This window comes from Flavobacterium wongokense (assembly GCF_021608265.1).
In the GTDB taxonomy this organism is placed as follows: Bacteria; Bacteroidota; Bacteroidia; order Flavobacteriales; family Flavobacteriaceae; genus Flavobacterium; species Flavobacterium wongokense.
Genome location: NZ_JAKIHP010000010.1, coordinates 1 through 21004, shown reverse-complemented (window position 1 = coordinate 21004; position 21004 = coordinate 1). Strand labels below are relative to the sequence as shown.

Sequence of the window (21004 nt, the reverse complement as noted above, 5' to 3'; positions counted from 1 at the left end):
GAGTAGCTAAGTTACTAAGATTTTGCCTGATTTCCGAGAGAAGCAAAAACCTTATTTACAACTTTCTGCAATTTCCTTAACAATCGCAGCGTTGTTCGCATCCTGGTCTACTTTTGTATCCTTTAACTTTAAGCTTTTTTTATAGTCTTCACAGGCGCCAGTTTTGTCATCAAGTGCCAATTTAACCGCTATCCTGTTTATCAGTGCCTGTTTACGATTGGGTTCTTTTTGCAGAACAAAATTAAAATCTTCCAACGCTCCTTTAAAATCCGCAAGGCTTCCCTTAACCTGTCCTCTGTAATCGTGGGTATTAATACTGTTTGGATTAACTGCTAAAATGGCATCGAAATCTGTCAATGCTTCTTCGTACTGGTTCATTCTCATTTTGCAGTATCCACGGCCGCAGCGTGCAAATTCATCTGAAGGTGAGGACGCAAGGAATAAATCAAAATCTTCAACACCACCTGAAAAATAGCCAAGTTCCTGCTTTACAAACCCGCGGTAGTAGTAACCATCCATATTTTTGGGGTTCATCCGCAGGCAAATATCTAAATCATTCAAGGCTCCTCTAAAGTCCTTTAAATTGTATTTGGCAACACCTCTATTGTAATAATTCTGGTCATCGGAGTTATTCATCATTATGCATTGATCGTAATCTTTCAACGCACCACTATAATTTTTCAATTGGCTTTTTGCATAGCCTCGGTGCAAAAAGGCCAGATAGGAATTTGCATCAATACTGATTGCCTTATCAAAACTCTTAACTGCGTTGGCAAAATCTTTTGAATTGCCCAGTGCTTTTCCTTTACAGGCATGCAATTCAGCCTTGATAGGGTAAATAAGAATGGCTTTGTCAAGCAAGGCAATTTCACCCTTAAAGTCACCTTGTTCCCGCTTCTCTTTAGACTGATCGAATAAATCGTCCGCTTTGAGCCATATCTTGCAGTCAACATCCAATTTACGTTGGTTTAATTCTGCGGCTTTATTTAAATCAGCACAACCGCCATTGATATCGTTAAGACTGTATCTTGCCTTGGCCCTGTAAATATAACGGTCGCCTTTCGCAGGATCCATCGTTATTGACTTATCAAAATCCTTCAACGCTTCGTCGTATTTTTTCATATTGAATTCAGCAAGACCCCTGTTGTAATAGGCGCCGTCATATTGCGGATTCAAATTGATGGCTGTATTAAAATCCTTTATCGCTCTTTCGTATTGCTCCAATTCGTTTAAAGTATTTCCCCTATTGTTATAACTTATAGGGTCAGAAGGAAATAACTCGACCTGTTTTTCGAAATCTTCCAAAGCACCTTTGTAATCGGCCAAAGCGGTTTTTGAAGCGGCACTAAAATAAAAACTCCTGTTGTAGCTTGGATTAAGGGATAAGGTTTTATTGAAATTCCTAAGAGCTTCAAAAAAATTCCCCATTCTGTAGTAGCACATTCCAATTAAATTATAGGCTTCGTAATTATTAGGATGCTTTTTAACCTCGCTTTCAAAATTTTCAAGCGCTTCCTTGTATTCTTTGTTATTGTATTTTCTGCTTCCAATTTCGAAATCATCATTTGAAAATTGGGCCTGGGCAGAAAACGAAAGCAAAACAGCAAGCATCAGATAAAACCTTTTCCTCATAGTTATAAAAATATTAAACCCAAATATAGAGAACTATTGCATAAAACCAACAGCTATAATAATATCGACACTTTAAGGCGGCTATACAATAATTCCTAAAATGAAAATTGTTTTTCGTAGGTTTGTAACCAACAACAAACTAACTACTTCTACAATGAAAACAAAACTACTATTCCTGTTTTTAGCATCCTTATTTTTAAATTCTGCCAAATGCCAGGTTACCATTCCGGTGTACAGCTATGAACTTTTTTATGATGGTTATGCCGCTCTTGTCAATCAGCCTACAACTCCAGGTGTAATAAGGCTGCGAAATGATTTGTTTACCACAAAATTATTGCCCGAACAATTGGCTGCTGTTGGAAGCACCTTACAGCTTAGCGTTTTAATTACTTCTGCCTGTGATAACTATGACCGGATTGGCAATGTTAATTTGGTTTTGGTACCCAAAGGCGATGCTTCCTATAATACCGCAACAGCACAAAAAATTGAATTAGGGCGTTTCATCACCCCGTTTATGAACAAGAACATTTCCCCGTTTGACGTTCCTTATGTTTTTAATGTAGACAATGCTGCCAAAATCCTAAAAGACAGCGCGCTGAATCTGGTTTATGATTTTTGGGTAGAATTTGAGGTTTTTGGAGTTCCGTATGCCGCGCAAACGCAGGTTTCTGGATGTAGCGGAAGGAATGATGTTTTTTACGGCACTCTTGATTTTATTACCAATGAAGATACAACTATTCCCAACACTACTTTTTTGCTGCCTTTGAATTTCAAAAAGGATTTGAACAATTATCAGGCAGGAGCCACTGATGTGATTGGCCAAACTGTAAGAACCATCAACTATACTTTACCCAATGCTGTTGATAATGCCAAATACTACCTGATTACTTCCAACCATGGTTCCAATAGCGGTGGTGAGGAATACAACCGAAGATTCCATTATATTTACCATGACGACGTAGAAGTCCTGAATTACAAACCGGGAGAATTAACCTGTGAGCCTTACAGGGTTTACAATACACAGGCTAATGGCATTTATGGAGCATCGCCACGAACTCCGGCGCAATGGCAGTCTTTCAGCAATTGGTGTCCTGGGGCAGTAATCCCAATCCGAACCATCGATTTAGGAAACATGGCTTCAGGAAATCATTCCTTTAAAATCACCGTTCCAACCGCTGTATTTGTAGGTGCTCAGGGTTACATTCCGGTATCCTTGTATTTGCAGGGTCAGAATAATACGCTTGGGCTAAACGAATTTAATGTTTACAGTTATGATATTTTCCCAAATCCAACGGCAGATTTTATTAATGTCCAATCCACTGATGCGATAAGAACCTATCAATTAACTGACATCCAGGGTAAAATCCTGTTGAGCCAAAAACTCGATGCAACCGATTTGAAACTGGATATTTCCAACCAGCCGAAAGGTGTTTATTTCTTGAGGATGACATTTGACAAAGGAAGTAATACGGAGAAGATTGTTAAGGAATAAATTATCATTCCGCAAAACTCTCATCCTTAAAACCAATCAGGTATAATTTGTCTTTGGCACGGGTTACTGCGGTGTATAGCCAACGGATGTAATCGATATCAACACCGTTCGGAAGATACGGCTGCTCGATAAAAACGGTGTTCCATTGGCCTCCTTGTGATTTATGACAGGTAATCGCATACGAGAATTTTACCTGAAGCGCATTGAAGTATTCGTTGTTTTTAACTTTGAGGAACTTACGGTATTGTGCTTCGCCTTCATAATCCTTTAATACTTCCTGGTACAAATGATTACTTTCATCGTAGGTTAGTGACGGTGATTCACTGGTTATTGTGTTCAGCAGCAGCATCGTTTCAAAAGGTTTCTGGTCGGGATAATCAACCATTCGGATTTTGACTTTGGCAAATTTGAAATCGTATAATTCCTTAAAGCCAAAAATCTCCAACACTTCAATGATATCGCCATTGGCAATGAATCCGGCTTCGTCGGTTTCCTTCAGCCAGAAATAATTATTCTTCACCACCATCAGTAAATCGCCCACAGACAAATCACTTTCCTTATCCAAAATCTTCGAGCGTATTTGCTGGTTGTATTGGTTTGCCCTTTTATTGGAACGCACAATAAAGCAGGTATCTTCAATGCTGTAATTGCTGTAAGCGGTTTGTATTGCATCCTGGATATCAAAACCGTCAGTCAAACGGACTATATCTTTGTAACCTTTGAGGTTGAATTTGAAATCATCCAAAAACGAACTCTTCAATAGTTCCCGCAATTCAGTGGCGTTGTATAAAATCCCCGAATACTCTTCCTGGCGCATTACCTCATCCAATTCTATCGAAAAGATTTCCTTGTTGTAATTCATAGCCAGTTTTTCGGTGTCCAATGCCGGACTTATATCCAATTGCACCGGCGGAAGCTGGGCTGTATCGCCAAGCAGGATCATTTTGCAGTTCTGCCCGTTATAGACATACGAAATCAAATCATCGAGCAGCGACCCATTTTCATACAATTTCGATTCGGTATTCACATCCGAAATCATTGAAGACTCATCAACAATAAAAATCGTGTTCTTGAATTTGTTGGTCTGCATCGTAAACGAAACACCACCAGATTTTCCTTTTTTTGGGAAATAGATTTTTTTGTGGATTGTAAATGCAGGTTTGTTCGAATAGTTGGCAATGACTTTGGCTGCCCTTCCTGTGGGTGCCAATAAAACATATTTTTTATTAATTGCTCCCAGATTATTCACGATGGTAGAAATCACTGTGGTCTTTCCTGTTCCGGCGTAACCTTTGAGTACAAAAATTTCATCCGAATGGGAATTGGTCAGGAAATCTGAAATCTTTTGAAAAAAAATGTCCTGCTTTACAGTCGGCTGAAACGGAAACTGCTTTTGTAACATACTGTAAAACTGGCTGGAAGTCATTTGGATTTATGCTGAAAATTGGATTTCAAAGATAGGGGTTCGGTTTATATTTATAGTACATTTTTAATATATTATATTGTATTAAATTGTAAGTTTGCCTTCCGCAATAAACAAATGCAATTATGTGGCAGAATACGAGTGTTATCGACAAAATGTACAAAAAACTGGCAATTCAGGTTTCACTGAACGGCTTGTCGTTTGCTACGTTTGACACGCTGATGAATAAGCCCCTGCAGTTGCAGAAAATCGATTTGGGCAAAGTAAATGTTACGACCAAAATTGAAGATTTGTTTGCCGAAGCATTCCTGAATCATCCCGAACTGAAAGCCGGTTATGATGAAATCATCATTATCCACAGCAACAACCTATCGACCTTTGTGCCAACGCCTTTGTTTGACGAAGAGTATTTAGGAAGTTACCTGCAGTTCAATACCAAGGTTTTTGAAACCGATTTTTTTGCCTTTGACGAATTGGGGAATTATGAAATGAACAATGTGTACATTCCGTATGTGAACATGAACAATTATTTTATTGACCAGTTTGGGACTTTCGACTACAAACACGCTAATACGATTTTGGTCAACAAGCTTTTGGATTTGTCCAAAAACAATGAAGAACGCAAGATGTTTGTGCATGTCAGCGATTCGCATTTCGAAATTGTGGTGATCCAAAATCAGAAATTACTGCTTTACAATACCTTCGAATACAAAACGCCTGAAGATTTTATCTACTATATCTTATTTACTGCTGAGCAATTGTTCCTGAATCCTGAAAATTTCAAATTGGAATTATTGGGCAAAATTGCCGAAGGTGATGCACTTTACGACATTGCCTATAAATACATCCGCAATACCTGTTTGTTTGACGCAGGCTCAATATCTGGTGCGCTGACCGAAGCCGAAAAGCGCGAACACTTTATATTACTCCACTCATGAGAATCATCTCTGGCAAATACAAAGGCAGAAGAATCGCCCCACCCAAAAATCTTCCCGTTCGTCCCACAACCGATATGAGCAAGGAAGCCTTGTTTAATGTGCTGAACAACCATTTTAATTTTTCGGAGCTTAGCGTTTTGGAGCTTTTTGCCGGAACCGGAAGCATTAGTTACGAATTTGCCTCGCGTGGTGCTTCACCAATTTTATGCATTGATGGCGATATGGGCTGTGTAGGTTTTATCAAAAAAACGGCTAAGGAATTTGAGTTTGACATTACCGCAATTAAAAGTGACGTGTTTAAATTCCTTGAAAAACATAAGGGAAACTACGATATCATTTTTGCCGATCCGCCTTATGGAATGGCACAAAAGGAATTCGAGAAAATCATCGAACTGATTTTTGAAAACGAATTATTGGACGAAGAAGGAATGCTGGTTGTAGAACATTCGAAATACACCAAACTGGAGCAAATGGCTAATTATTCCTTCCAGAAAAACTATGGAGGTTCGGTGTTTACTTTCTTTGAATTTGGTTCAGAGGACGATGAAGAAGAGTAACGAATCGTCCCGATAGCCCCGATGGAAGCGGCATCCTCGCGAAGCGAGATATAGCGGACAGCGGGAGCATAAGTGAATGAAGGATCAAACGTGTGCTCCTAAATAAACTTTGCAACTCTGCAACTTTGAGACTTTGCAACTTATTTTTTAAAAAAAAGCAGACCTATAAGCCGGATTCTGTATCTTGATTGCTCAAAACCCTTATCATTTATCTAGACCAACAATTACTCATTGGTTCAAGCTTCCTACCCTTCGGCAACGGACGAGCAGCCCTTAAATGCCGATATACTTGGAATTTCACCGCATAGAGTTTACCTGGTTTCACTACAGCATTACCTGTACCTGCTTTCTGTTGCACTTGTCCTCGCCTCACGACGGTTGGGTGTTACCCAATATGCTACTCTTTGGTGTCCGGACTTTCCTCCTCAATTGCTTGAGACGATAAGGCGGTCTGCGGGTGCAAACTTACAATAATAATTTTATAACATTCCCACTTAATTCTGTAACCCAAAAGCAGTGGGTAAGGATTAATTTTATTTCATTAAATAACCATTAAATCAAAGTAATCATGGATCCGCATATGTACCACTACGCCACCGTTTCTACAGCATTGGAAGAATTAAAGGAAAAAGGTTTTACCGTTGACTTCAACAATCAGGAAGGAAGGATTATCAACAGCCCGCACGATTTTACCATTGTACATTTATATTATTATGAAGGTGAAAGTGATCCAGGCGATGAAGCTACGGTATACGGAATCAAATCGAGCACCGGTGAAAAAGGGGTTTTTGTGGCTGGCCATCAGGCATACACCGAAAACAGTGCTGCCATGGTTCTTAACGAGCTGAGCATTAAAAACAAAAAAGATCCCGAACAAAATCCCGAAATGAATGCGGATTGTGACGAATCCAACAAACCAAGCGAGCCAGAAAAAAAGGAAGCGGTTAAGCTAATTGACCATTTATAATGGAAAGGCTCAAATCAAAACTCGAAAAAATAGGCCGGAATCCCCAAACCACAGCCAAGTCTGTTGGGCTTCGCTATTCCATAAATGTAAACAATGGCTTTTTCCGTATTCGCAAAGGCGAAGGTTTCCTTTATAAGGATGAGAACGGAAAACAGCTTCGTGAGAAAACGGTTTTGGAACGCATCCAAAAACTGGTTATTCCACCAGCTTGGGAAAATGTGTGGATTTCCCCTTATGAAAACGGACATCTACAGGCAACCGGGATTGATGCCAAAGGCCGCAAACAATACCGTTATCATCCGCAGTGGAATAAAATCAGGAATCAATCCAAGTTTTACAAGCTTCGTAGTTTTGCCAAAGCACTACCGGCAATCCGCAAACAGGTCGAAATCGATTTAAACAAAAAAGGACTGCCTTATGAGAAAGTGGTGGCATTGGTTGTCAAACTCATTGAAATGACCAACATCCGAATTGGGAATGATGCCTATAAAAAGTTGTACGGCTCGTTCGGGCTTACCACTTTGCAGGATGAGCATGTTCATTTCAAAAAAAATAAAATTGAATTTGAATTCGTGGGCAAAAAAGGAATCACGCATAAAATCAACCTCGAAAGCATGAAACTTGCGAAATTGGTCAAAAAATGCCAGGACATTCCGGGCCAGGATTTGTTTCAATATTATGACGCCGAAGGCAACCACCGCTGCGTGAGTTCCTCTGACATCAATAATTATTTAAAGGAAGTTACCGGAGAGGATTTCACTGCCAAGGATTTTCGTTGCTGGGCAGGAAGCGTTAATGCGCTCGAAGCTTTTCAGAAACTATCCCAACCCGAAACCCAAACCGAATTCAAACATAAGGTTGTCCAAGTTTTGGACGAAGTGGCTTCCAAACTCGGAAACACACGAACCGTCTGCAAAAAATACTATGTGCATCCAACAGTAATCGCCGCTTTTGAAAGAGGAACCATTTGGAAATACCAGCCCAACAGTTCTAAGTCCGAACTCAATAACGAAGAATATGCGCTCGTAATACTTCTTGAAAACGAAACCATTGCCGAAGTTGCCTGTTAGTTTTAGGAGCACAAGTTTTGTCTTTCTATTATAAATGCTCCCGCTTTTCGCGCTGCATGGCAGCTTGCTTCAATCGGGGCTAAGGAGACGTATTCTTTCTTATAGGATAATTAAAAGTTGTATTTTCTATTCCAATAAAATTCATTATTTTTAAGGTATGAAAAACCGCTATCATTACGCCTCCGTTTTAAAAGCCCTGGAAGAACTCAAAACCATGGGCTTCACTGTTGATTTCAATCTGCTCGAAGAAGACATCATGCATCATCCCGAGCATTATGAAATCCTGCACATCTACCGTTATGAAGGCGATACCAATCCCGATGACGAAGCAATCGTTTATGGCATCAAATCCAATACCGGAGAAAAAGGAGTTTTCGTTGCCGGTTTTTCGCCCAATTCTGAGAGTGAGGCCGCTAAGGTTTTACACGAGATAAGCATCAGGGGGACCCGAGGCTAGGCCGAACGGAGCGAAGCTAAATCAACATTAATGCTCAAATTGTGGATAAGTTTTCCTCAATTTGCTTACTTCTGAAATAACAAAATCAACAATTATTCTATATTTGTAATCCAATAAAAATCTATGGAACAATTTGTAGTATCTGCCCGTAAGTATCGTCCGCAAACGTTTAAAGACGTTGTCGGACAACAGGCTATTACCAATACTTTACTCAATGCCATAGAAAACAATCACCTGGCTTCTGCCCTATTATTTACAGGTCCGAGAGGTGTTGGGAAAACAACCTGCGCCCGAATCCTGGCGCGTAAAATCAACCAACCGGGGTATGACGATCCGTATGAGGATTTTGCCTTCAACGTATTTGAGCTGGATGCAGCTTCGAACAATTCGGTTGACGACATTCGTAACCTGATTGACCAGGTTCGAATCCCGCCACAAACCGGGCAATATAAAGTGTATATCATTGACGAGGTACACATGCTTTCTCAGGCAGCTTTCAATGCATTCCTGAAAACGCTGGAAGAGCCGCCAAAGCACGCTATCTTTATTTTGGCTACGACCGAAAAACACAAAATCATTCCAACAATATTATCACGCTGCCAGATTTTTGATTTCAAAAGAATCACCGTGAAGGATGCCAAGGAGCATTTGGCGGAAGTTGCCAAAAGCCAGGGTGTGGAATTTGAAGATGATGCTTTGCACATTATCGCCCAAAAAGCAGATGGAGCGATGCGTGATGCTTTGTCGATTTTTGACCGTGTGGTTTCGTATTGTGGAAATAACCTAACGCGTCAGGCGGTAACCGAGAATCTGAATGTTTTGGATTATGAGACTTATATTAATGTAACCGATTTGATTCTGGAAAATAAGATTCCGGAGTTGCTGTTGGCCTACAATGATATTTTAGCCAAAGGTTTTGATGGGCATCATTTCATTGCTGGTTTGGCATCCCACTTCAGGGATTTATTGGTTGCCAAAAACCCGGCAACACTTTCCTTATTGGAAATGGGTGAAGCGGCGCAACAACTATACGGACAGCAATCGCAAAAAACCAATCAGGAATTTTTGTTAAAGGGAATTGATATTGCCAATGACTGCGATTTGAAATACAAAGCTTCACAAAACCAACGCCTTTTAGTTGAACTTGCCTTAATGCAGCTTGCCTCCATCAACTTTGATGGAGAAAAAAAAAAGCCTGACTTTATAATTCCGCCTACATATTACCGTAGGAATGACTACTCAATTTCGGAAGTAAAAGCACCTAAAGCACAAATACCTGAAGTTGTTGAGCAAGCAGAAGTTAAAATTGAAACTACTGTAATTGAACCTCAAGCAGAAGTTCCGGTTATTACAAATCCAACACAGGCCGAACCGAGCACAGCAAAACCACAAGCTGTTGAAAACGGAACAAAAGTTTCATCGATGTCTTTGGCAAGCATCCGTGCTAAAAAGGAAATGGCTGAAAACCTGAAGTCGACCGTAAAGGAAGTCGTGCATCTTGCGAGTGAACCTTTTACCGAAACCGAAATGCTCGAGCAATGGCTTAAGTATGCCCAGCGTATGGAAGACAAAGGCTATCGAATTATTGCCGCGCTTTTGACCATCAATGATCCAATACTGGAAGGCACAACGATTGTCCATGAATTGCCAAACGAGAGTTCCAAAATAGATTTTGAAAAAGAAAAACCCGAACTTTTGGGTTACCTAAGAGGAAAACTGCACAACCACGATATTCAGATTAATGTCAAAGTGAATGAAACTTTGGTAGAGAAAAAGAGATATACTGCACAGGAAAAATACAACCGACTGGCTGAACTGAATCCGAATCTTGAAGTGATGCGGAATCTTTTTGGGTTGGAAGTGAATGAGTAGGCTTTACAAACTTCCCTGGTACATTGCCTTTACGATTCCGTCGGCAAGACCAATTTTTGGCACAAACAATTGACGTGCCCCACTCCATTTCATCGCATTCAAATAAACCCTTGTAGCCGGAATGATTACGTCGGCACGGTCGGTGTTCATTGCCAGTTCAGCGATACGTTGTTCGTAGGTCAATGAGTTCAGGTATTGGTATTGTGAATTTAAGTATAAATACGAAAGCGGTTTTTCCTGTAATTTCCCCGAAAGCTTGAACAGCTTATTGATGTTTCCACCTGAACCTATTAGGATAACTTCGTCATATTCTTCGGTGTTGGTTTTAATCCATTTTTCAATTTCTTCCCAAACGATGTCGCTCACCATATTGTTCAGCATACGGACCGTTCCAATTTTAAAGGATTTGGATGTGACCATTTTACCATCGGTAAACAAGGAGAATTCGGTACTTCCGCCACCAACATCTACATATAAATAGGTTTTGTCGGTTTTTAGGAAATCGTGCAAATCAGAAGAAGCAATAATCGTAGCTTCAATTTTCCCGTCGATGATATCAATGTCAATATCGCATTTTTCCCTGATGATGTCGGCCACTTCCTTTCCGTTATAGGCTTCCCGCATTGCCGAAGTAGCGCAGGCTTTGTAACGTTCGACTTTATAAACCTTCATCAGCAGTTTGAAGGCTTTCATCGCATCAACCATTCGGTCGATATTCACATCAGATATCTCACCAACCGTAAAAGCATCCTGTCCCAAACGAATCGGCACCCGAATCAGGGCACTTTTGTTGAATTGGGTTTCCCTGTCCTGTTGTTCGACAATATTGGTAATGAGCAATCTCATGGCATTGGAACCAATATCAATTGCTGCATATTTTTTAATTGAAATCATCTGATGCCTTGTGCTTACGCTTTTTGGGGTTTCTCCTTAATCTGCTTTTGACTGTCTTCGAGCCTGTTCTTATAATAATTGTAGGTTTCATGCTGCGCACGGAACACAGGTTCACCTGCACCACGAATACGGTATTTATTCTCAAACTTCTCTGAGTGATAACGCGCTTTTACGTTCCCTTTCCAGCCTACATTAAAGGTATCAATGATCTGTTTTTTGATATCTTCATCATAAATTGGGCAGGTTACTTCCACACGGCCGTCTAAGTTACGCGTCATAAAATCGGCTGACGAAATATAAACTTCAGGATCATCATTGTTACAGAAAATATAGGAACGCGTATGTTCTAAAAAGTAATCGACGATGCTCACTGCTTCGATATTTTCGCTCATTCCTTTCACTCCTGGAATCAACGAACAAATCCCTCTTACCTGCAGTTTAATCTTCACGCCTGCATTGCTGGCTTCGTATAATTTGTCAATGATTGGATAATCCGAAAGGCTGTTCATTTTCAAATTGATGTACGCCGGACGTCCCATAATGGCATTGTTTATTTCCCTATCGATAAGTTTATAAAACTTCGAACGGGTGTAATGTGGCGATACAATTAAATGCTTGTAACGATGCACCCTGTAATTCACATCAAAGAAATCAAAGATTTTATTAACGTCCTTCAGGATTTGCTGATGGCTGGTAAACAGGGTCAGATCGGTATAGATTTTGGCTGTGCTTTCGTTGAAATTCCCCGTAGAAATAAAGCCATAGCGCTTCAATTTCCCTTCTTCGATACGGTCGATGACGCATATCTTACTGTGGACTTTCAATCCTTTGATACCAAAAATAAGTTCGATGCCTTCCTGCTGCATTTGCTCAGCATACGATATATTACTCGCTTCGTCGAAACGCGCCTGCAGCTCAATTTGGACGGTAACCTTTTTCCCGTTTTTGGCCGCATTGATAAGCGAACTTACGATTTGGGAATTTTTAGCCAAACGGTACAAGGTTATTTTTATCGAAGTAACTTTTGGGTCTAATGCTGCTTCACGCAGGAATTTTATCAGATAGGAAAACGACTGAAACGGTGCGTTGATTAGATAATCCTTCCTTGCAATTTTGTTCAAAAGACTTCCCTCAAGTGACAATCCTTCGACCGGAAGTGGCACTCTTGGAGGATATAATAAGTCGAACCTGCCCAGGTTTGGGAAGTTCATATAATCACGTCGGTTGTGGTATCTTCCTCCCGGAATGATACTATCGGAAGCATCGATTCCCATTTTGGAAAGGAAAAATTTGAGCGTATCCTTTTCAATATGTTTATCAAAAACAAAACGAACCGGTTCTCCAATACGGCGTTCCTTTACCGAAGTCGCAATCTTTTCGAGCATGCTTTTACTCATATCACTATCGATATCAAGCTGTGCATCTCTGGTAATTTTAATCATATGAGCCGAAATGCTTTCGTAATCAAAAATATTGAAAATGCTGCTTAAGTTATATCGGATGACATCGTCGAGCAGCATTAGGTACTGCCTGCCTTCTTTTTCAGGAAGCTCTACAATCCTGTTGGTGTTTTTTGGAATTTCGATAACGGCATAACGCACTTCTGGCTTGACTTTTTTTACCAAACCCAACACATTGGTTTTGGCTTCGGTTTTCATAACCAGCTTTACAGCCAAATAACCCGAAGTATCTTTTAACAAAGGGAATTCCGCAAGGTCATTCAGGATAATCGTAACAAGTTCCGGGCTTACTTTTTGGATGAAAAAATCCTTAACAAAATTCTCATGTTCGTCACTAACCTCATTCTCGTCAATGATGATAATATTTTGCTTAACCAATTCCTTTTCAATGGTTTCCAGGACACGTAAGCTTTCTGTCTGCTGTTTGATAACTGTTTCCGTAATATCCTTTACCAGTTGTTGCGCTGATATTCCGCCCAGGATTTTTTCTCCTGAAATTCCAGCCAGGCTCAATCTTCGGATTGCCGCGAAGCGAACCCTGAAAAACTCATCTAAATTGTTGGAAAAAATACCAATGAAACGAAGCCTCTCTAATAATGGAACTGCCTCATCTGCAGCTTCCTGTAAAACCCTGGCGTTAAATGCCAGCCAACTTTTTTCTCTATCTATATATCGAAAACCATTCTCTGTACTCATACTAATTTTAAATCTCTTGGAAAAACAACTTTTTTAGTTACCCCTTTGTCTATGTATTTCCAACTCGTTTGGTCAAATATAATATTTACAAACCCAGATGTGGAAACATTATCGATAAAAGTATTTCCAAATTTATTGACAAAATTGGTAATTGCCTCATTATGACCAAAAACGATTAAATGTTCGTAATCATCGGGACAAGATTTAATGATCTGCTCGAGCTTTCTTTCATCGAAAGTATAGAGCTCTTCCTTAAAGATAATGCTGTCAAACGGAAATGAGATGTTTTGGGCGAAAATCATGGCTGTTTCTGAGGCGCGCTTTGCGGCGCTGCTCCATACCAAAAAGGTTTTAGGCATTTGACTGCCAATATGTGAAGAGACTAGGTGTGCATCCTGGATTCCTTTGCTGGTTAAGGGCCTGTCATAGTCCCGAAGCGGAGCGTCCCAGCTTGATTTTGCGTGCCTGACCAATATTAGCTGTTTCATAACGGAGTATTGTAAAATGTTTGAAGTTATAAATTTAAGCTTTTAATGTGTATTATGAAACAGCATTGGGAAGTAAATACATTAATTCTTTGTTAAAAAGCAAATCGGTAACGATAAACGCAAGGAAACATACTATACAGAATTTAATTCTCATTTTAATAAAATAAATGTTAAAAACAAAAAATGTTATAAACAGGTTCTTGTTAATTATTTTTGTAGTCTTTTTCTATTTAAAAATGTTAAATTATGCATTTTATCTATGAAATATAGCATTTTATCGATGTTTTTTTTGGTGGATAAAATAAAACTATCTACTTTCGATTTGTTAAAGAGTTAAAAAAAGCAAAAAATAACCTCTAAAAAACCCAAATCATGATGTCAAAATTTAAACAAAAAAGCAAAAAAATTATCGATGAACTTGAAATAATGCAGGAAAATCGTCAGTTAAACGAGTTTTTGGGTTATTCGTAGAAAAATTTGGGTGCGTTAGTAGTTTCCTATCTAATTTAGCCGACAAGATAGATATGACCCAAAATAACTATTACCTATATGCCTACATCTAAACTACTTCGGAGCCCGAAATCCCATTTTGCGAAATTATTTTTCCCGATAAACTATTGTATGAAAACAAATAGCCCAAATGTATTATTTAACCATCAAGCAATCTGTTTGCTTGAAAAAACAAGTCAAGTTATGAAACAAAAACTATTATTAATTCTAATGTTGGTTTCCTTTTGCTCTGTCAGTTTTGCTCAAGGCACCAGAGCTGAAGGAACAATCGTTGTAACAGATGTGAATTCACTACTGTTTTCAACAGGATCAACTTCAGCGCGTATGGCAGGCACTACTAGCAGCCAGATAAACGTTGAGCGATTGAAAGCCTTGGTAACCCAGGTTCAGTCTTCGACTTATTACTATGAAGGAGTTGTTAAAACCTATGGTGCTGCGCCTACAAATCTTTTTACAGATTTAAGTGCGTTAAACCAACTTAACAATGCAATTACCCAAAAGGATAATATTGAGATTGTTACTCTTCGTATAAACACTGCAAGTGAATTAAATTCAACTATTGATTTAGCTGCTTTTTCAAATTTCCCTAATTTGAAATATATCTATTTTATTACAAAGCTAAACACGACCAGCGAAGCTATTGCCAGCCACATCGTTAACTTTGATAATAGATTCAACTTATTGTATAAAATAGACAAAGGAGACCGCAATCAATAAAAATTGATAAAAAGAGAATATATGAAAAATTTATACTTTAACTCAATCGTAAAAAAACTTAAGCATTCAATTGTATTGCTGGCAATCCTTTTTGGATTTTCGAATGCAGTTGACGCTCAGGTTAGAAAAGCTTTTACCCAAAGAACCTCAACCTATAGTCCTAATAGAACTATCTATAACATCAAAGGTGATTTCACAATGTTGGGTAACACTTGTTTGACTCCTCAGAATTATTCTGCGACGACAAATAATAATGATGCTACAATGATTTATGTAGATACTGATAGTGATTCAAATACTTGGAACTCTTCATCATCTACATTAGTGATTCCATCAGAAAATGGTTCTGTCCCTTCTTGTTCAAACATAGTTTTTGCAGGTTTATACTGGACAGGTAAATCGTCTGCCAATACAACTTTCGATGTGACTAAAGCATTCCCATCGAATCAGACGATTAACAACAACCTTACTGTAGGACACAATCAAAGCATTGCAAATACTACTTATAACTTAGCAATAAGCAGAGGTGGTTCAACCAATATTACCAGATATCCAATCTATACTTTTACATCTGGTGGTACTAGTTATGCGTTTAGATTCTATAATGTACTTTCTATTCCTAGGGTAACAGTAATGTTAAACAACAATGGAACAGAGATAAATGTTCCTGCAACAATAAATCTTGCTGGTACAGAAGCTACACTAACCACTCCGTATACTATTACAAACGGAACGGTTACCTTAACAATCAAAAAGTTAATCCGTGATGCTGCAACGAACTTATCGACAAATGATACCCAATCTTCTTCATTTGCTGATGTTAATGTAGCCGGAACTATCATCGTTAACACTAACGTGACCAAATCATTCAACAAAAGAGTTGTAAAACTTAAAGGTCCTTTATCAGGTGCTTATACTGACATTACTGCTGGTACTAATGATATTTACTATCCATCAGGAACTGATGACAATATCTTTTCTGCATTTGCGGAAATTACTGATTATGTAAGAACCAACGGTTTAGGTCAATATACTGTAGCCGATATGGCTTTGCTTGAAGGTAATCCTGGTGGTACCGGATATTCTGGTGGATGGGGTATTATCGTTGTTTACGAAAACTCTAAAATGAAATGGAGAGACGTAACCATTTTTGATGGTTATGCTTATGTAGAAGCCGGAAATTCATCTGCTGGTATCGAATTGCCTGTGTCTGGTTTTAACGCTACCGTATCTGGTAACGTTGGAATGAAGATTGGTGTTATGGCCAGTGAAGGTGATATCGGATATACTGCTGACTACTTTAAAATCAGAAATCTTAACACTGCGAACTATACAACATTAAGCAGAACTACGGATGGTGTTATCCCAAATCCTGATAACTTCTTTAGATCATACATCAATGCTCCTGGTACAAGAAATCCAAACTTGGATAACAATACCGGTATTGATATCGGTATCATCAACATTCCGAACAACAATAATAGTATTATTGGAAACAGTCAGACATCAACAAAATTCTTATATGGTACCAATGGAGATACTTACTCTATTTTTACCATAGCAATGTCGGTTGATGCTTATGTTCCTCAAGTTGAAGGAATCATTACTACTGCAACTATCAACGGTTCTCCTGCTGTACAGCCTTACACGATTTTACCGGGTCAGGAAGCTGGTTTCAACGTTGATATCAGAAATATTGGAACGGAAGCGGTTAACAATTATAAGTTGATTATTCCAATTCCTTATAACACTACCTATGTTCCTGGAAGTGCTGTGGGTACTATTTTCAGTCCACAAACAACTCCTACTCCAAACAACATCACTTTCAATCCTAGCTTAGGAGCAACCGGATCTATTGTTTGGGATTTTGGAACATTGGTTTTACCTGCTAATCCAGCTTCATTATTAGCTCGATTGACATTCAAATTAAAATCTACTACCGATTGTGCTATTTTGAGTAACACATCATGTGGCAGCGTAATAGCTGTAAATGGTGGCTCAACTGGTATTGGTAGCACAACTAATGTAGCTTTGAACAACTCATCATTAATTCAGGGATATACTCAAAATGGAAGTTGTGTTGGTGAACCAATCCCTACTCCTATTAATATTGCAATTAATGGAACAGCCTATGTTGGAGCAAATTGTCCAAACCAGGATTACACAAGACACTTCTCCTATTGTAGTGCAAGTACTTCTGTATTGCCATCGCAAATTGCGTCTAACTTCCCATTGGGATCATTATTCTACAACAGTTTCCCTGTAACAATCAATTCGATTCAGTATACAGATGCCAATCCTATTCCATTGGTTGCTGGTTCAACTGTAACGTATTATGCTGTTCCTTCAGGTGGAAGTACAGGATGTAATTTCCCTTTTACAATTACTAAATGCCCGGTTATCATTGCTCAGGATGATACAATCGCTGGTGGTAATGGTACAAGCGGAAATCCTAATGTTGGAAACGTATTAAGCAACAATGGAAACGGTCCTGATACATTAAATAACAATCCTGCACAAATTACGGATGTTAATATTACGATTACAACTCCAGCTACACCAATAAATGGAAATCCTGTTCCTGTTATTAACATCAATACAGGTCAGATTTCTGTTCCTCCTGGAACTCCAGCCGGAACTTATACTATCGTATATAACTTATGTGAAAAACTAAACCCTTCCACAAATTGTGATCCTGCGACTGTAACCATTACGGTTACTGCTCCAACTATCATTGCTCAAAATGATACAATTATTGGTGGTAATGGTGCTGCAGGTAATCCTAATGCCGGAAATGTTTTAAGCAACAACGGTAACGGTCCTGATACATTAAACAATAACAATGCTGATATTTCACTGGTTAACATAACTGTTACAACTCCTGCAACTTCAATTGGTGGTGCTCCGGTTCCGGTTTTAAGCACAACAACAGGACAAATTTCAGTACCAGTTGGAACTCCGGCAGGAACTTATACAATTGTTTACAACCTTTGTGAAAAATTAAACCCAACAAATTGTGATCCTGCAACAGTAACTATTACAGTTAGTGCTGCTACTATCATTGCTCAGGACGATACTATGTCTGGTGGTAATGGTACAACAGGAAACCCTAATATTGGAAACGTATTAAGCAACAATGGTAATGGTCCAGATACCTTAAACAACATTGCTGTTACTATTACACAGGTTAACATAACTGTTACAACTCCAGCTGTTTCAATTGGTGGTGCTCCGGTTCCAACCTTAAACATTGCAACCGGACAGGTTTTTGTTCCTGGTGGAACTCCTGCAGGAACCTATACTATTGTATACAACTTGTGTGAAAAATTGAACCCAACAAACTGTGATCCTGCAACTGTAACTATCACAGTTACTCCTCCGGTAATCATTGCTCAGGACGATACTATGTCTGGTGGTAATGGATTGAATGGAAATCCTAACGCAGGAAACGTTTTAAATGATAACGGTCATGGTATTGATACTTTAAATGGCAGCCTTGCTAATATTGCATTGGTTAACATAACAGTTACAACTCCTGCAGTTTCTATCGGTGGTGCTCCGGTTCCGGTTTTATCAACCACTACAGGACAGGTTTCTGTTCCTCCTGGAACTCCGGCAGGTACTTACACTATCGTATATAACTTATGTGAAAAATTAAATCCAACAAATTGTGATCCTGCAACAGTAACTATTACAGTTAGTGCTGCAACTATCATCGCTCAGGACGATACTATGCCTGGCGGTAATGGTTTCAATGGAAACCCTAATGCTGGAAACGTATTAAGCAATAACGGTAATGGTCCCGATACATTAAACAACATCGCCGTTGCTATTACTCAGGTTAATATCTCAGTTACAACTCCTGCAGTTTCTATTGGCGGTGCTCCGGTTCCTGTCTTAAATACTACTACAGGTCAGGTTTCTGTACCAGCTGGAACTCCAGCCGGAACATACACTATTGTATACAACCTTTGTGAAAAATTAAATCCAACAAATTGTGATCCTGCAACGGTAACTATTACAGTTAATCCTCCGGCAATCATTGCTCAGGACGATACTATGTCTGGCGGTAATGGTACTACAGGAAATCCTAATGCTGGAAACGTATTAAGCAACAATGGTAATGGTCCTGATACATTAAACAACAACCCTGTTAATATTACTCAGGTTAACATCACTGTTACAACTCCTGCAGTTTCTATTGGTGGAGCTCCGGTTCCTGTTTTAGATATTCTTACCGGACAAGTTTCTGTACCAGCAGGTACTGCCGCAGGAACATATACTATCGTATATAACTTGTGTGAGAAACTAAATCCAACCAATTGTGATCCTGCAACTGTTACTATTGTGTGTACTCCTCCAGTTATTGATGCTGTGAATGATACTTATCAGAATATTGTATGTCCAACAACAGGAACCATTGCAAATATCCTGACTAACGATTTGTTGAATGGAGCTGCTGCTACTTTAAGCAACGTGAATTTAACAATCCTTACAGGTACTTTTCCTTCTGTTTCTATTGATAATAGTGGAAATGTTATCCTATTGCCAGGTGCATCTTGTGGTGATTATACATTCACTTACAGAATCTGTGAAAAATTAAACCCAACAAATTGCGATACTGCAACTGTTACTATTTCTATCCAGGATAATACAGCTCCAACATGGACTACTGCTGCTGGTGCGCTTAACGCAACTGTAGAATGTAGCAATGCTGCGGCTCTTGCTGCGGCTCAGGCTCAGTTCCCGGTAGCTTCTGATGCATGTGATACTGATGTAACGAACATCGTGAAAGTCGCTGGTCAGTTTGTAGCTTCTGCTGGTTGTGCCAATGCTGGCTCTTATACTAATACTTGGACGGTAACTGACGCTTGTGGTAATGTTTCTGCAACATTTACTCAGGTAATCACTGTTCAGGATACTACAGCTCCAACATGGACTACTGCTGCAGGTTCGCTTAACGCAACTGTAGAATGTAGCGATGCTGCGGCTATTGCTGCGGCTCAGGCTCAGTTCCCGGTAGCTTCTGACTTATGTGATTCAGATGTGACGAACATCGTGAAAGTTGCTGGTCAGTTTGTAGCTTCTGCTGGTTGCGCAAATGCCGGTTCTTATACTAATACATGGACAGTAACTGACGCTTGTGGAAATGTTTCTGCAACATTTACTCAGGTAATCAATGTTCAGGATACTACAGCTCCAACATGGACTACTGCTGCAGGTTCGCTTAACGCAACTGTAGAATGTAGCGATGCTGCTGCTCTTGCTGCGGCTCAGGCTCAGTTCCCGGTAGCTGCTGACGCATGTGATACTGATGTAACTAACATCGTAAAAGTATCAGGTCAGTTCGTTGCTTCTGCTAACTGTGCTAATGCCGGTTCTTATACAAATACATGGACGGTAACTGACGCTTGTGGTAATGTTTCTGCAACATTTACTCAGGTAATCACTGTTCAGGACACTACTGCTCCAACATGGACTACTACTGCAGGTTCGCTTAACGCTACTGTAGAATGTAGCGATGCTGCGGCTATTGCTGCTGCTCAGGCTCAGTTCCCGATAGCTTCTGACTTATGTGATGCTGATGTGACTAACATCGTGAAGGTTGCTGGTCAGTTCGTAGCTTCTGCTAACTGTGCTAATGCCGGTTCTTATACAAATACATGGACAGTAACTGACGCTTGTGGTAATGTTTCTGCAACATTCACTCAGGTAATCAACGTTCAGGATACAACTGCTCCAACATGGACTACTACTGCTGGTTCGCTTAACGCAACGGTAGAATGTAGTGATGCTGCTGCTCTTGCTGCGGCTCAGGCTCAGTTCCCGGA

At 39.5% G+C, this 21004-nt stretch carries 14 protein-coding genes and 1 other RNA gene; 9 read left to right on the top strand and 6 right to left on the bottom strand.

Translation table 11 applies throughout. The annotated features are described in order from the left end of the window. Positions 1-51: 51 nt before the first annotated feature. Positions 52-1632 carry a tetratricopeptide repeat protein gene (locus L1S31_RS14485; protein WP_236465503.1) on the bottom strand — a complete coding sequence of 527 codons (1581 nt, stop codon included), beginning with the start codon at positions 1630-1632 and terminating at the stop codon, positions 52-54. Between the two features lie 154 nt (positions 1633-1786). Between L1S31_RS14485 and L1S31_RS14480 the strand changes: the two genes are divergently transcribed. Continuing rightward, positions 1787-3124 (top strand): peptide-N-glycosidase F-related protein, encoded by a 1338-nt coding sequence (locus L1S31_RS14480; RefSeq protein WP_236465502.1) that lies wholly within the window; start codon positions 1787-1789, stop codon positions 3122-3124. Positions 3125-3128: 4 nt separating this feature from the next. Here L1S31_RS14480 and L1S31_RS14475 read toward each other — a convergent pair whose 3' ends face one another. Beyond that, positions 3129-4550, bottom strand: coding sequence for an ATP-dependent DNA helicase (locus tag L1S31_RS14475; protein WP_236465501.1), 1422 nt, complete (start codon positions 4548-4550; stop codon positions 3129-3131). A gap of 122 nt (positions 4551-4672) precedes the next feature. On the opposite strand from L1S31_RS14475, the gene L1S31_RS14470 reads away from it, so the two are divergent. Beyond that, positions 4673-5485, top strand: a complete 813-nt coding sequence (locus L1S31_RS14470; protein WP_236465500.1) for a DUF3822 family protein — start codon at positions 4673-4675, stop codon at positions 5483-5485. Continuing rightward, on the top strand, positions 5482-6042 hold the full coding sequence (gene rsmD, locus L1S31_RS14465) for a 16S rRNA (guanine(966)-N(2))-methyltransferase RsmD (RefSeq protein ID WP_236465498.1): 561 nt from the start codon (positions 5482-5484) through the stop codon (positions 6040-6042). Before L1S31_RS14470 ends, rsmD begins: the two co-directional genes overlap by 4 nt. 150 nt (positions 6043-6192) lie before the next feature. Here rsmD and rnpB read toward each other — a convergent pair. After that, positions 6193-6500, bottom strand: an RNA gene (rnpB, locus tag L1S31_RS14460) — RNase P RNA component class A. A gap of 110 nt (positions 6501-6610) precedes the next feature. Between rnpB and L1S31_RS14455 the strand changes: the two genes are divergently transcribed. The 4 genes from L1S31_RS14455 to L1S31_RS14440 all read left to right on the top strand — a co-directional run bounded on the left by L1S31_RS14455 (position 6611) and on the right by L1S31_RS14440 (position 10408). Then, complete coding sequence (locus L1S31_RS14455; protein ID WP_370637884.1) at positions 6611-7009, top strand: hypothetical protein; 399 nt, start codon at positions 6611-6613, stop codon at positions 7007-7009. Further along, complete coding sequence (locus L1S31_RS14450) at positions 7009-8079, top strand: DNA topoisomerase IB (protein WP_236465497.1); 1071 nt, start codon at positions 7009-7011, stop codon at positions 8077-8079. The genes L1S31_RS14455 and L1S31_RS14450 overlap by 1 nt, the downstream gene beginning before the upstream one ends. A gap of 157 nt (positions 8080-8236) precedes the next feature. Continuing rightward, entirely contained in the window at positions 8237-8536 is a 300-nt protein-coding gene (locus L1S31_RS14445; protein WP_236465496.1) for a hypothetical protein, read from the top strand. A gap of 123 nt (positions 8537-8659) precedes the next feature. Continuing rightward, a complete protein-coding gene (locus L1S31_RS14440; RefSeq protein WP_236465495.1) occupies positions 8660-10408 on the top strand; it encodes a DNA polymerase III subunit gamma/tau in 1749 nt (582 codons plus the stop codon). 3 nt (positions 10409-10411) lie between these two features. Here the strand turns inward: L1S31_RS14440 and L1S31_RS14435 are convergent, their stop codons facing one another. Genes L1S31_RS14435 through L1S31_RS14425 form a run of 3 tightly spaced genes read right to left on the bottom strand, consistent with a single transcriptional unit; the run spans position 10412 to position 13946 of the window. Further along, on the bottom strand, positions 10412-11302 hold the full coding sequence (locus tag L1S31_RS14435; RefSeq protein WP_236465494.1) for a Ppx/GppA phosphatase family protein: 891 nt from the start codon (positions 11300-11302) through the stop codon (positions 10412-10414). A 14-nt stretch (positions 11303-11316) separates the two neighbouring features. Further along, a complete protein-coding gene (gene ppk1 / locus L1S31_RS14430; RefSeq protein ID WP_236465493.1) occupies positions 11317-13458 on the bottom strand; it encodes a polyphosphate kinase 1 in 2142 nt (713 codons plus the stop codon). After that, positions 13455-13946 carry a SixA phosphatase family protein gene (locus L1S31_RS14425; RefSeq protein ID WP_236465492.1) on the bottom strand — a complete coding sequence of 164 codons (492 nt, stop codon included), beginning with the start codon at positions 13944-13946 and terminating at the stop codon, positions 13455-13457. The genes ppk1 and L1S31_RS14425 overlap by 4 nt, the downstream gene beginning before the upstream one ends. Positions 13947-14567: 621 nt before the next feature. On the opposite strand from L1S31_RS14425, the gene L1S31_RS14420 reads away from it, so the two are divergent. Together L1S31_RS14420 and L1S31_RS14415 are read left to right on the top strand one after the other, a co-directional pair. Continuing rightward, positions 14568-15173 carry a hypothetical protein gene (locus tag L1S31_RS14420; protein ID WP_236465491.1) on the top strand — a complete coding sequence of 202 codons (606 nt, stop codon included), beginning with the start codon at positions 14568-14570 and terminating at the stop codon, positions 15171-15173. 21 nt (positions 15174-15194) lie between these two features. Then, positions 15195-21004, top strand: a 5810-nt coding sequence (locus L1S31_RS14415) for a beta strand repeat-containing protein (RefSeq protein WP_236465490.1), incomplete at its 3' end; no start/stop codon positions are given.